Here is a 13,173-nt window from a genome sequence, read left to right as displayed (position 1 = left end):
AGCTGGGGTAGTGGTTTACAAAAGTTGAGTTTCCTGGGTCGAACACCGCGCGGAAGTAGTGGGAGGAAGTTTTGGGATTGACGTTCGTTGCCTGTCCCAAGATTTATTTCGAGCGAAAAGGCGGAAGACATGATATCCGATCAACGAGCCCACAACAGGGTTAGTTTTTTCTTTGGCGGGGACATTTATCGGGATGCCGATGGTGAGAAGGTGGGCCGGGTCATTATTCGGGACATCAGTTTTTCGGGGATTCGCATCGAAACCCTGGAACCCTGGGAACCCGGTGACACGGTCTTTCTCGATTTCGCCATTGCAGGACGTTTTGAGTTTCGTCGCGTGCCTGTGGTGGTGGCTCGCAGTGATGGGAACCTTGGGTCCTACGTGACGGGGCTCAATTTCCGCCAAGGGGAAGACCGTCGGCGGGTTCGTCATGCGCTCACTTACACGATTGAATGTTCGAATTGATGTGAAGTCGATTTTTTTACGTTCCTCGGTCTGTTTCCCTCTTTTTTCCTTCTTTTTCGTCGATAAATGATAAAATAGCGGTCAGCAGCCCGATGTGCAGGGCTGGTTTTGTTTGGACGAGGGATGTTCCTCGTGCGTGTGTGTGCGGGGCGAAAAGCCCCAATTCCTACACGGGGGTGAACAGGGTTCGACGAGGGTGTCTGAGATTCTGGTCGCAGGTCGAAGTCGTCCGCGCTTCGTTAAAAAACGGGCAAACCGTTAAACGCCAACACTGAGTTGGCTCTCGCGGCCTAATACGCCGTGACGCTTGTCCCTGAACGCCGGCTACAGGGAACGAGCGCCATTAGCCGGCTGGCCGCATCCCGCGCGTTTCGTCGGGACCGGTGAGACACAACGGAGCTGGCACCCCAGCGGTTCTGTCTAGGGACAACTAGGGTGCGAGACCAAAGCCTAGGCTAAACCTGTAGTGACCGAGTCAACGCACTCCCGGACGCGGGTTCAATTCCCGCCACCTCCACCATTTGGTGGGGTTCATTGCCCTCAAAAGGGCCTGGCCTAAATAAGCCGGGCCCTTTTGTTTTTATCCGGGGGTGAAATCATTGACAAAATGTTGGGATTAAGAGTATAGTTTTGCATGTTGATGCCCTCGTGGGCATGTCGTTGCGTGGCGAATCCTCTTGGGTCTATTTTGGGATTTGTTTTCGTGAAAAGGGGGGGGCTTGATTAAAAAACACGTGGGTTTCGTTGTTTCCTTCTTTTTCGGGTTGAGCTTGTCCCATGGGGCCATGCCCAAATCGTCGGCCAGCGGGGAAGAGGTCTTTCGCCTCAACTGTGGGGCGGAAGGTTGGGACCTAACCGACCCGCGGGGCGATTTTTGGGTTCAAGATGAAGATTTTTCCGCTCTCAACCGCTGGGGTTTTTCGGGGGGAACCGCATTCGACGCGGAGGGGTCTGGGGTGGTCATCTCCCCCACCTTGACCGACATCCCAGAAGTCTACCGCACTCACCGGTGGGGGAATTCCTCAATGAGCTATCGAGTGGATTTGCCCAATGGGGATTACCGCGTGACCCTTCATTTCGCCGAGACCCGCTGGACCAGTGTCGGAGCCCGGGTTTTTGATGTGGCGCTGCAAGGTCAAGTGGTTTTGGAGGATTTGGATGTTTTTGCCCAGGCGGGGGGGCAAGCCATCCCTTGGGCCCAAACCTTTTTAGTCCGTGTTTCAAATGAGCGTATCCAGTTAACCTTTCCTCAGGTTTTGGCGGACAGTGCCTTTATATCGGGTATTGAAATCAAAGTTCAATCGGTTTCGGATGACGACGTATTGGGGTTTCTTCAAAAGAAGATGTTTTGGTACTTTTGGAACGAGGCGGGGCCCGGAACGGGGTTGATCAGTGATAAATCGAAAAATTGGATGGAACAGCCTTTTACCACCGCCAGCGTTGCGACCACGGGATTTGGGCTAAGTGTTTTGACCGTCGCGGCAGAGCGAGGATGGATTTCTCCTGAAGCCGCTCGCCAGCGGGTTCAGGGGACGCTTGATTTTTTCCGGCAAATGCAGCTGGACCCCGCACGAAGTTACCACGGCATGTGGTATCACTTTGTGGACTGGACCAGTGGTCAACGGAATTATACTTCGGAGGTCTCCACGGTGGATTCCGCGCTCTTCATTTTGGGCGCACTTCAAGCGGGTGAATATTTTCGAACCACCGACCCCACGATTGCTCAAAAAGCGGATGCCCTCTACCGGGCGATGGAATGGGATTGGTTTACTCAGCGGGGGGGGGTAAACAATCCCTTTATCTCAATGGGGTGGAACCCGGAGGCGGGTGGAATAATGGCTCCGGACCGAGGTTCATTTATTCCGGCCTGGTGGAATATGTATGCGGAATCGGTTTTCGTAAACCTTCTGGCCTTGGCGTCCCCCACTCATCCCATTGAAGCCCGGGCTTGGGTGGAAATGCGTCGTCACGGATCCAATGCCACGGGAGGGGGGATCTACGAGTTTATGCACTTGCCCCCCTTGTTTGTCCACCAGTATCACAACCTTTATTATGACTTCCGCAACAAAAATGACGGGGTGTCTGACTATTGGGACGCGGCGGTACAAGCCACACAGCGGGATCGCGCCTTGTGCGCGTCGGATTCCCGGTATGAACCCGATATTTGGGGATTGACCGCTTGTGACACAAAGAACAACGGTTACCAGGTGTATGGGAGTGTCCCGGACGGAACCCGGGACGGAACGGCGGCCCCCACGGGACCGCTGGCGTCGATCCCCATGACGCCAACGGAATCCATCGCTTCGGCCCGAAAGATGTTTTTCCAGTATAAACACGCCATCTGGGGGCGCCATGGGTTTACGGATTCGTTCAGCACGTCCGCGAACGAACGGGCGGACTATGCCCTGGGTTTGGATAACGGTCCCATTATCCTGGCGATAGAAAATTATCGATCCAATCTTATTCGCGAATCGTTCACGCGAAATCCGATCGTGGCAACGGCTCTGGCTCGGGCCGGATTTGTATCCACAGGGGAACGTCCCCGATATTTTTCCTATTCCGTAAAAAATGGCAACCCGGCTGTCAACGCGTTCGACGATGATCCCGCCACCCGTTGGGAGTCTGTTTGGTCTGACGATCAATGGCTCGCGGTGGATTTCGGAAAACCCACACCCCTGAGCTATGTTCGCTTGAAATGGGAAACGGCGCACGGAAAGGATTATCGGATCCAAACCTCGGACGACAATGTGGTCTGGACGACGGTCGCCACCGTGACGAATGGGGATGGTGGGGACGATGTGGTTTGGTTCCCGCGCACCACAGCTCGGATGATCCGGATGTACGGAGATCAACGGGGCGGAGTGTCTGGAACCGTTTGGGGTTTTTCCCTCTATTCGATGAAGGTCGGCGATTGGGGGCCCAGTGATCTGAAAGCGGAGATTCTCGATCGCCAGACCGTGCGTTGGACCTGGACCGACAATGCTGATGATGAAACGGGGTACCGGTTTTATCGCGCGGAGTCCGCCCTGGGGCCCTACACGTTGTTGGCCGAGCTTCCGGCCAATACGGAGACTTACGTGGAAACGGGGCTCCGCCCAAGGGGTCAATATTACCGTCGATTGATTGCCGTTGGCCCCGCTGGGGAGTCCAGTCCTGTTGATGGAGCCACGGGGGTGTTGTCCATTCCTGGAAACTCAATGGCGGACGTGAGGGCCTTTCCGAATCCTTTTCGCCCAGGGAGAGACCCCTTGTTTTACATGACCGATGTCCCCGTGGGATCAAACGTCAAACTGTTTACCGTGGCGGGTGAACAGGTTCGTGAGCTCCCTCCAGCGGATAGTGCAGGGGTCACCCGTTGGGATGGGCGAAACGCCCATGGGAGCGCGGTTGCCCCCGGGGTGTATCTGGGCGTCATCGAAAAAGATGGGCAGAAAAAGAACATTCGAGTGGGCGTCGAATGATGGGGGTTATTTTGAAGCACGGGAAGGAGACAATCCTGGTGGTCGTCCTCACTCTTTGCGGGGGAGTCGCTTTCGGGGGGGCCTTCTCGCGTGAGGCGCGGGGCACTTCGGCGGCGCCCTTTCTGAAACTTCCGGTCAATGCTCGGGCCGCGGGGTTGGGGGGAGCGGTCACAGCCTTGGAAGGGGAAGCCGCGTCCCTTGCGTGGAATCCCGCGGGGCTTGCTTCCCTCACCGGACGTCAGGCCACTTTGGGCCATTCCGCCTATCTGGATGAAACCGCCTATTCCAATGGGATCTACGCCCAACCTTTTCTTGGGGGAGGGATCGGGGTGGGGCTCCGGTACTTCGATGGGGGGACCCTGACCCAAACGGACAGTTACGATGGTACCCCGATCGGAAATTTTCACCCTATCGATTGGGCGGTCAGCCTGGGTTACGGAAGGGAATTCCGAGAGTGGTCGTTTGGTGGGGCGGGAAAAATGGTGACTTCACGTGTGGTTCACTCAGACACGACGTTCGCGGTGGATTTGGGTGTCCTCTCCCCGGGGTATTGGTCGGATCGGTTCCATTGGGGTGTCGCGGCGCGCAATTTGGGGGGAAAACTGAAACTGGCTGACGCGTCCCATCCGTTGCCGGTAGAGCTAAGCGGGGGTGTGGCGTTTCGCCCTCTTCTTCCTTGGCTCGTGACCTGTGACCTTAAGTTTCCCCGGGACGATTCTCCCACGCTGTCCCTTGGGAACGAAGGACATTGGGTTCCCACGACAGGCTGGCTCCTGATCGGTCGTGCCGGTTGGTCGGGGACCACGGGTCAAGACCTCGGCGTTCTTGCGGGAACCACGGTAGGGTTTGGGGCACAGTATTCTCACCTCACCGTTGATTACGCCTTTTCCCCTGTGGACGATTTAGGGAACGCCCACCGGGTCTCCCTCAGCTATTCCTTTTAGCGGTTGACTTCTCCCGGGGCCAGGATTCCTCCCAGCCTGGTCCCGGGGCAAACCGCTCGATACCCCTTCACGAATTTTATCGACTTGAAAATAAAATAACATGGAATTTATTTCGAATGGAATATACAATGAGTTGGTCCTATTGAGGGACCGGTGGACGATCTGTTTCGAACTTTTGGGGTGACCATGGATAAGAAAACATATCGAATTGTTTTGGCGGATGACCATCCCCTGATGCGGGAATCCATTGCGACTTTTATCGACGACCATTGTTCGGACCAACTGAAAGTGGTGGCCCAGGCGGGGGATGGCGTGGCCGCCATTGAAGCGGTGGAACGGCATAAACCCGATATCGCGCTGGTGGATTTGGGGATGCCTCGGTTGGATGGGGTCAGTACGGTGCGGAAAATTAAAGCCACGAACCCGGGGATCCAAGTCGTGGTTTTCTCAATGTATGAGGATCAGTCCCATGTGGTGGAAGCGATTCGGGCGGGGGCCGACGATTATCTATTTAAGAAAGACGCCACCGCGGCTGCGGTCGTGGGGCACTTGCTTCGGATTTTGGGTGGTTCGTTGCCCCCGCAAGACACTCTCCGTCGTCGTCTTTTTCAAGCGGTGCGGGGGGCCGATGACGATGAAGTGGATACGGGGTTTACCAAACTGACCGGAGCGGAACTGGAGGTCCTGAAGTTAGCGGCCCATTCGGGATTAACGATGAAAGAAATTGCGACCCATTTAGGAGAAAAAGGGGGCGGACCGACCGAAAGCACGGTCCGAAAACATTTGGAACACATTTATGAGAAACTCGGGGCCAAGAATCAAAGCCACGCGGTGTGTTTGGCGGTGAAATACGGTTTGATTTCGGCCGACGACGCGGAGCCCGATCTCAACCCGAAATAGAGAGAGGGAACCAGAGCGTGACGTGGGTTCCCTGGGGCCCGCTGGCAATTTCGATTTTCCCGTTGTGCCGTTCCATGACACGTTTCACCACCAATAACCCCAATCCCGTTCCCGAACTTTTTGTCGTGAATTCTTCGAAAAGTTTCGCCTTCTTCTCTTCCGGGATGCCCGGCCCGTTATCGCTGATCGTTAATGAAACGCCTCCCTCGGCCGGCCGAGTGGTCAATTCAATACGTCCCGCGTTCCCCAACACTTCGAAAGCATTCTTAATCAGGTTGGCAACAGCCTTCCGCACTTCTTTTTCGTCTACGGAGCACGGGGGAGAGTTCGCGGCGAAAAGTTTCGTGACGACAATGCCGTCCGGAATTTTCAATTTTGCCAAAACGTTTTGTGCCACTTGTCCTAGATCCATGCGCCGTGGAACGAGGGGCCGTTCCCGTCCCACTGTTAAGATGTCCTCAATAAAATCGTCCATCCAATCCAGCGCTTCTCCGCTGAGTGTTAAATGACGTCGGGCGGTGTCGTCAGCTCCGGTCACGTGTTGAACGATGGTGTCCAGGGAGTTCCGGAGCGCTTGGATGGGTTGGCGCATGTCGTGGCTGAGAAGCCGAGACATTTTCCCGAGGACCGAATCTCGAACTTTTTTTTCCAAAACCGGCTGGGCGTCCCGGATGGCCTGGGCGATCTCTCCCAATTCGTCGGATGAACGAACGTCCACCAGGCTGTCAAAGTGACCTTCCTGCATTCCGCGAACGGCGGAGAGAAATTTTCGCAGGGGGCGGGTGATAAACCCGCTCAGGCCCAAGGCCAAGAGCGCGGCGAATCCCGCGGCCAGGAGCAAGGACCTCTGGATCCTTTTTTTGAGCGCCGTTACCGTTGCCAAGGCGGTTTCGATGGGTTGGAGATAAAAGGCCCAGGCGTCTTGTTCTGCTAAGGGGGCACGGGCCACGAGAATCTGCTGTCCCTCAGGGTCCCTGTGTTCTCCATCGATCCAATCGGTTGAAATCCAATCGGGCGGAGGGGTAAACCCTGATCTGAAAATGTTTTCCGAAAGGGAATGGGCCAACAAATCGCCTTTTTTCGTGATCAAGTAGGCCTGTCCTTCCGTCCCCAGGTCAAGGCCTTGCAAGGATTCGCTGAGCACGTAAAGGTTGATGCGAGCGACCACGTAGCCCACCGTGCGGAGGGACGAATCCACGCGGGGCACGGCAATAAGCCGACGCGGGGCGGTTCCTTTGGGAGTTTCCCAGGGGCCCGAAAAATAACCGCGTTCTTGAATTTCTTTCCGCACGGCGCCCCACATCTTCGGTGGAATTCCCGGGGCGGGGCCCAACCGATGCAGATTGGCCCGCGGCTGACCCTTGGCGTCGTAAACCCAGAGATCCATGAGGATGGGGTAGTTGTTGAGGAGGGGCTCGAGGGCGGCCGTCCCTGGCCGATTTCCATCGATGTTTCGAGCGGCGAGGGTAAGCAGGTTCACCGCACCATCCATCTGGGTTTTCGCGGCTTCCGCGGTCCGTTCGGCCAGACCCCGTTGAAGTCGTTCGGTACTGGCCCGGAGAGAGGATTCTGTTTCGCGTACGACCCGGATTCCCACCCATGTCAGCGGGACCAGGGAGGCCACCAGGGTCACCCCAATAAATTTAACCGTCAGTTTCATGGCGCCTTCTCCGTTTCCACAAAGAACACCACGCATTTGTGGAGGGATTCTCCTTCCAGGGCATGGCGTGGTTCTTTTGCGCGAACGGTGAGCCGATGGGCTGGGATACCGTGTTTTTCGATGAGAAGGGAACGGATTTTTTCGGCCCGACGGCGGGCCAGAGTGTCCGTGTTTTCTTCCTTGAGGTCGGCAAATCCTTCAATCACCACGCCCTCGTCCGGGAACGCTCTAACGCTTTGGGCCAGTTGTTTGACCTCGAGACCCCCGGTTCCGGCCAAATCGGCCTGGTTAAAAGAAAATCGGATCAAATGGGACCACTTCCGTGTTTGCGGGGGAAGGGGGGGCGGGGGTGGTTCAATGACAGGCGCCTGTGGTGTTCTCGACCGGGTATACTTTGTCTTGGGAGAACGGATCATGAAGGCGGTGCTGTCTTCCAGGCGTTCTCTGTTCAATGTCGTGGCGCTCAAGAAGGCCTGGTATTCACCGGGGAGAGCCCTTCGGCCACGTTCGTCCATCCCATCCCATTGGAGGGACACCCAAACATCCGATGTTCCTTTGAACTCCCGGACCAATGCGCCGCGCTCGGATTCTATGATTTTAAGGGACCAGGATTTTACCCGCGCAGGATCCAAAAGGGAAAGATCGATGCTCAAAGGCCAATCCTTTTCTGGGTCGATGACGGGATCGGCGACTTCGGCCATGGCACCACGAATGGCGATTTCTTTATCCGACGGGTTTGGGGCGCTGGTGTGGAGTTCGAGTCGAATAGAAGCATTTTTTCCGGGCCTGGACCGGATTTTTATGTTTTGGGGAGGGACCCCTCCCTGCCGAAAAAAGAAGGACCCCAACGCGACCGCCCGCCGTTCCCCGCGCCGCTTAGCGTCTTTTTGTGCGGTGTCCGGCTGTTCAGAAAATATCACCATATAAAGGCTTCGATACGTGAGGGCCAGATCCTTGACCAATCCAAGGAACGCTGTCCCTGAAGCGGAGAAATCGTTGCCGATACCAGGGAACATGTATTCCGGGGGGAGCGAAAAAGCGATGGCCCCATCCTTTTCTTGAATGGTTACCGCGGAATACCGACTTTTCACAAGAGTGAGGATTGTTTGTCGCTGGTTGAGGATGTCCCGGGCTTCACTGGCGGCGCGCTCGTAATAAGCGACGGTGGGGCCATCTCGATCAATGCGTTCACGGCATCGAACCAAATAGGCGGTGGTTTTGCGATAGTTGGGGTGGTCCGTTTTAATGGCGTTAAACTTTTTCTGCGCTTGAACAAACTCTCCTTTGCGATAGAGCATAACCGCTTCGCGATACTCCTTGGCCACTGGAGCTGTAGCGCCACAGAGGAATGGGGTGATGAACACGAACCCCAGTATGATTTTAGCGTGTCTCATCGCCCTTGCATGAGCCGGTAGGCTCGCTCCAAACCGTCCCGCGCTTCTTGGCAACGGGAATCGGTTTTAATGGCGTCGTGAAATGTTAAAACGGCCTCGGGGTACTGGCCCGTTTCGACGAGTTTATTTCCCCGGTCAATTTTGGCTTGAAGCGCAGGGGGAAGCCCTTTTTTCCGCTCATCCCATTCCAGTGTCAGCCCCAACCCATGGGTCGCCGTCTCGTTTTCGTTGAAGCGGAAGGAATAGTCCACACGCAGGTTTTTCATTCCCAGGCCAAACCCCAATCGCAGGCCATCCAGGGATTCGTGGGTTGTTGTGTATCCGGCGCGTGTGAAGAACGTGAGGGAAGACGTGAGCGGCGCCCCGTATTCCACCCCGGCCGAGACCGCAAGAGGTTCATCGGTCCCTTTGACCAAATCGGTCGCGGCGACCCAACGGTTCAGCGGAGTCCAAACAGCTCCCACACGGGTTGTTCGGGGAAGGGCCTCCCGGTCGTCGTTGTATTGAAGCGCCCCCCCGTTGTTCACGGAAGAGGCGCCCCATCGCAGGCGGTTTTTCCAATAGGCAGGGGAAAGGATTCCTACGTCCCAGGTGTAGGTTTTTGCGGTGTTCTCCAAACGGGAATAAATATATTTTCCTGACACGCCCCAGATGTGTCCGGCCAGAAAGGGGACAGCGGGGAAATAGCGGGCGTATCCCAGGGCTATTTGGGAGTCCAATGGTTTTAGTGTGTTGGTAGGAAATCCATCCAAGTCTGAGCCTTCGATCGTTCCGTGGCTGAACGAACCGTACCCTGCCCCAAACACTCCTGCGCCCACCGCCCGGGAAACCAGAAAGTGGTTCTGGGCGGCCCCCTCCGCGTAGGGAACCCGGCCAATGACTAACGAAGTTCGGGGAGCCCTCACCAACGTGGCGGGGTTCCAAAAAAGACCTGAGGCGTCTTCTGGGAGGGCCGCTCCCGTTTCTCCCATTCCAACAGCCCGTTCGCCGAAGGGAATTGTCAGAAATTCACCAACCACCGAGGCCCGTCCTTTGGCGTGAAGAGATGCAACAGCAAAAACACAAAGCAACATGAAAAGGTTCAGGGGTTTCATCGTTCCAAAATGAACCGAACCCGTTTCGTTTCACCGTTTCGTTCGAGGCGCAGAAGGTAAACACCACTGTGAGCTAAAACACCATCGGCGTCTCGGCCGTCCCAAGTGGCGTTTCCTCCCTGGGTCACAAATTCCCGCACCAATCGCCCCCCGTCGCTCCAAATTTGAACGCGGGTTCCGGCGGGGACCTCTTGAATCGCCATCGCCCCATGAAGTGTGGGGCGGAAGGGATTGGGGTATACCCTGGTCCCTTTCACATCGGCAGGGGGTGCCCCTTGAAGCATCACTTGAAAAAGACCCAAGGCCCGGGTGGGGGCGGTCATCGTTCGTGCCGTCGTATCCCATTGGGTGGAGAGGGGGACCCATTGATGCCGATCGGAATCGTATCGGGCGAGGATCACTGTGTCCGAAGGTCTGATGGTATTTTCGGGGTATCGTAAAGTCAGGTTCACTGTTTGTCCAAGAGGAACGGCCTGGTTCGTGGGAATATTAAATCCAACGCCGGTGGGTGTGTAATCACCAAAACTTGAAGGAGCCGTGGGCAATTCATCAGCTGAAATGACCGCGAGCGCCAATTGGGGACCCGAACCTGGTCCCACGAGTGAGATGTCCACCCCAATCCCTCCAGGTATTTCGAAAGAGAAGGATGGCCCCGCGCTGTCTTGAGCGGCGCGAGACAAGGTGGAGAGAAAAGTTTCAAAACCATTCCCGTTCATCGCGGCCAGGGTCACGGCGTAAGGAATCGCAGGGTCCACGATTTGTTGCGCAGACTGCAAGGTCGTCTCAGAAGTGACGCCATCCCCCTGGGGAGGTGTTAGTCTCAGTCGGTAGACGGTACCGGAAATATTACCTCCAGACTCCCAATGGGCGGAGAGGCTATTTCCCGACAAGCGAGTCAGTTGAAAGTTCTGAGGTGAAACAGTCAGGGAATATCCTGTGGACCCAGAGGCGGATTCTTGGATCATTCCGGGAAAGACCGCCTGGACAATGATCTGGCTGGATTGGTTGGGAGCCATTCCTGTTTCTGTGAAAATAGATATGCCGGGGTTCAGGAGGCCAGAAATGTCTCCCCCATCCGATGTCCTGACAAGGCGGTGCCCCAACACCGCTCCCGTGGAAGGAGAAAAGGACCAGGTCAGGCTGTTGGTTGACCGGGCCACCACTTGCGCCTGGCTGGGGGGGCCGCCTATGCATGTGGAAAGGACAACGAGAGGACTTGCTTGACCAGTAGCCACCACATAGAACGGAAACTGGTTTTTCACCAGGGCAAGTTTTAATGCATTAATTGAGACGGGGTTGGGGAGTGGAGTGAATGAGCCGGAGGGATCGATCGAAATTTTGCCAACGAGCGAATGGGCTTGGTTCGCGTTGTCAATAACCATATCTGTTTTTTCTCCAAGGGAAATCATTCCGGTCATCTCCATCGTTTGGTCCCATTCCACGTTCCCTCCGCTATCCCAACGAAGATAGCGGGCGTGCGCGGTCGCGGTAGAAGAAAGGATATGGTGGGTTCTCCCCATTTGATCGACCCGCAGTGTCGGTTGGCCCCAGGGTGAGGGGAATGATTTTATTTCTCCCCAAGTGTTATTGGTTCGGGAGAAAACGCGAACAGGGTTGGAAAAAGCGGCGATGATGGGGGAACCAGAAGAATCCACATCCATCGTCACCTTATTCTGTTGAAACAAAGGGGCGTGCGGATTTACGGCTACAACTTCAAAAGTCCACACTCCTGATTGACGAACGCCGTGGTAAAGGGAATCCACCCCGCCTAATGCTTCAACATAAGCAATGTGGGGATTGTCGAGACCATCTAAGGCGATGGCAATTCCTGCGGAGAATACTGACGTCGCGGCGTGTTCCCGGGTCCAAGCTCCGCCACTCTTTGTTGCGTATTCGATTTCTGAGGTATGGACCAGAACAACGTGAGGGGTCCCTTGATGATCAAAGCAGGCAAGTCGGTCTGGGGAATAGTTTTCGTAACTGGTCCTTTGAAGAGAGCGTTCTCCTGCTTCCCATTCCCCATTTTTTGTGGAGGCTGAAAATACGATATGTAGGCTAGGCAGTTGAAAACTATAGAATGTGGTCAAGAGTTCCCCCTCGTTGTCCGTGTCAACACCTAAAGGGTGGAGATGATTTCCTGAGGAAGGGACGTTTGATGACACCCATGTCGGCGCTCCCTGGACCCCGCACGTTGTCCAGAGGAGAAAAATAACAGTGCCTATTTTAATGGACAAATTACTTGGTCTCATCCTGCCTCCACAAATTAAATAGACATAAAGCACCTTCTGGAGGGTATCCCCCGTTTGACTTTCTCGCAAGGCTTAATTCGTGTTGCTCCCCATTTTGACAATACCATACCGCGGTGAGGGATCCAACCGAAAAAATCGCGTAGGGAAAGGGGGGAATTTGACCGGCTTTTGTTGGGAAAATAAGGGATGCGAAAATAGAATTCCCGATGTAGAATAAGACCGATCGTAACCGTTCAGGGGGACAAGCCCTTTTGAAATAAAATATTGCGCATTTACCGTCGACAACGAAAAGCATTGAGGGGTTGTACTTTTGGTAAATATATTCTACAGTTCTCGACATGGCACTGCCGAAGACAATTGCACGGCTCACACGGGAAACGTTAGAGCTTCGCAGCAAGGATGAACTGATCAATTTGGTTTTGGCTCTGGCCCCCTTGATTGAACGTGTGGACGCTCTTGAGCGGGAAGTGGCGGAGCTGAAAGCGCGGTTGGGACAGAACTCTCGGAATTCGTCAAAACCGCCATCGACGGATCCTCCGGGGACGGAGCGCCCGGAGAAGGAGACCAGCGGACGGCGTCCTGGGGGACAGCCGGGCCATCCGGGAGCGTCGCGGGCGTTGGCGGCGACAGTGGATGAGGTCGTGGAACTCAAACCCGATCGGTGCGGGCATTGCGACCTGACCTTGGGGGGAAGCGATCCTTCGCCAGACCGGCATCAGGTGACGGAATTACCTCCGGTGGTCCCGCACATCACGGAATACCGGCAGCACACTCTGGTCTGCGGGAAATGCGGGCATCAAACGCGAGCCGCCTTGCCGGAAGGCGTTCCAGTGGGCCAGTTTGGTCCCCGGCTTCTGGCGACGTCGGGTCTTTTGACTGGGGCGTATCATCTGAGCAAACGTGGGGCACAAGAGATTTTACGTGACCTCTTCGGTGTGGATGTGTCATTGGGGGCGTTGAGCGGGTGTGAGGAAAAGGTGGGGTCGCTCCTGGAAGCCCCGGTCTC

Annotated in this window: 9 protein-coding genes and 1 other RNA gene; 6 read left to right on the top strand and 4 right to left on the bottom strand. The window is 55.6% G+C overall.

What is annotated here, in order from left to right:
* Positions 1-129 precede the first annotated feature (129 nt).
* The 5 genes from JNK54_07535 to JNK54_07515 all read left to right on the top strand — a co-directional run bounded on the left by JNK54_07535 (position 130) and on the right by JNK54_07515 (position 5,770).
* A complete protein-coding gene (locus JNK54_07535) occupies positions 130-465 on the top strand; it encodes a PilZ domain-containing protein (protein ID MBL8024114.1) in 336 nt (111 codons plus the stop codon).
* Positions 466-637: 172 nt separating this feature from the next.
* Positions 638-985, top strand: a transfer-messenger RNA (tmRNA) gene (gene ssrA, locus JNK54_07530).
* Between the two features lie 199 nt (positions 986-1,184).
* Complete coding sequence (locus JNK54_07525) at positions 1,185-3,926, top strand: discoidin domain-containing protein (protein ID MBL8024113.1); 2,742 nt, start codon at positions 1,185-1,187, stop codon at positions 3,924-3,926.
* On the top strand, positions 3,923-4,870 hold the full coding sequence (locus JNK54_07520; GenBank protein ID MBL8024112.1) for a PorV/PorQ family protein: 948 nt from the start codon (positions 3,923-3,925) through the stop codon (positions 4,868-4,870). The genes JNK54_07525 and JNK54_07520 overlap by 4 nt, the downstream gene beginning before the upstream one ends.
* 186 nt (positions 4,871-5,056) lie before the next feature.
* Positions 5,057-5,770, top strand: coding sequence for a response regulator transcription factor (locus tag JNK54_07515; GenBank protein ID MBL8024111.1), 714 nt, complete (start codon positions 5,057-5,059; stop codon positions 5,768-5,770).
* Here the strand turns inward: JNK54_07515 and JNK54_07510 are convergent.
* From JNK54_07510 to JNK54_07495, 4 genes are read right to left on the bottom strand one after another with little or no spacing between them, the layout of a single operon-like run.
* On the bottom strand, positions 5,757-7,430 hold the full coding sequence (locus JNK54_07510; protein ID MBL8024110.1) for a sensor histidine kinase: 1,674 nt from the start codon (positions 7,428-7,430) through the stop codon (positions 5,757-5,759). The two genes, JNK54_07515 and JNK54_07510, sit on opposite strands and share 14 nt — an antisense overlap.
* Positions 7,427-8,824, bottom strand: a complete 1,398-nt coding sequence (locus JNK54_07505; GenBank protein ID MBL8024109.1) for an OmpA family protein — start codon at positions 8,822-8,824, stop codon at positions 7,427-7,429. The genes JNK54_07510 and JNK54_07505 overlap by 4 nt, the downstream gene beginning before the upstream one ends.
* Complete coding sequence (locus JNK54_07500; protein ID MBL8024108.1) at positions 8,821-9,918, bottom strand: PorV/PorQ family protein; 1,098 nt, start codon at positions 9,916-9,918, stop codon at positions 8,821-8,823. The genes JNK54_07505 and JNK54_07500 overlap by 4 nt, the downstream gene beginning before the upstream one ends.
* Positions 9,915-12,167, bottom strand: a complete 2,253-nt coding sequence (locus JNK54_07495) for a hypothetical protein (GenBank protein ID MBL8024107.1) — start codon at positions 12,165-12,167, stop codon at positions 9,915-9,917. Before JNK54_07495 ends, JNK54_07500 begins: the two co-directional genes overlap by 4 nt.
* Before the next feature lie 338 nt (positions 12,168-12,505).
* On the opposite strand from JNK54_07495, the gene JNK54_07490 reads away from it, so the two are divergent.
* A partial coding sequence (locus tag JNK54_07490) for an IS66 family transposase zinc-finger binding domain-containing protein (GenBank protein MBL8024106.1) occupies positions 12,506-13,173 on the top strand: 668 nt, incomplete at its 3' end.

This window comes from Elusimicrobiota bacterium (genome assembly GCA_016788905.1).
GTDB lineage: Bacteria > Elusimicrobiota > Elusimicrobia > FEN-1173 > FEN-1173 > JADKHR01.
This window is presented reverse-complemented; position numbering and strand designations above follow the sequence as displayed.

Excerpts from the sequence above, each read along its gene's own strand:
- JNK54_07515 (MBL8024111.1), top strand. The coding sequence starts at position 5,057 with ATGGATAAGAAAACATATCGAATTGTTTTGGCGGATGACCATCCCCTG.
- JNK54_07510 (MBL8024110.1), bottom strand. The coding sequence starts at position 7,430 with ATGAAACTGACGGTTAAATTTATTGGGGTGACCCTGGTGGCCTCCCTG.
- JNK54_07495 (MBL8024107.1), bottom strand. The coding sequence starts at position 12,167 with ATGAGACCAAGTAATTTGTCCATTAAAATAGGCACTGTTATTTTTCTC.
- JNK54_07535 (MBL8024114.1), top strand. The coding sequence starts at position 130 with ATGATATCCGATCAACGAGCCCACAACAGGGTTAGTTTTTTCTTTGGC.
- JNK54_07505 (MBL8024109.1), bottom strand. The coding sequence starts at position 8,824 with ATGAGACACGCTAAAATCATACTGGGGTTCGTGTTCATCACCCCATTC.
- JNK54_07520 (MBL8024112.1), top strand. The coding sequence starts at position 3,923 with ATGATGGGGGTTATTTTGAAGCACGGGAAGGAGACAATCCTGGTGGTC.
- JNK54_07500 (MBL8024108.1), bottom strand. The coding sequence starts at position 9,918 with ATGAAACCCCTGAACCTTTTCATGTTGCTTTGTGTTTTTGCTGTTGCA.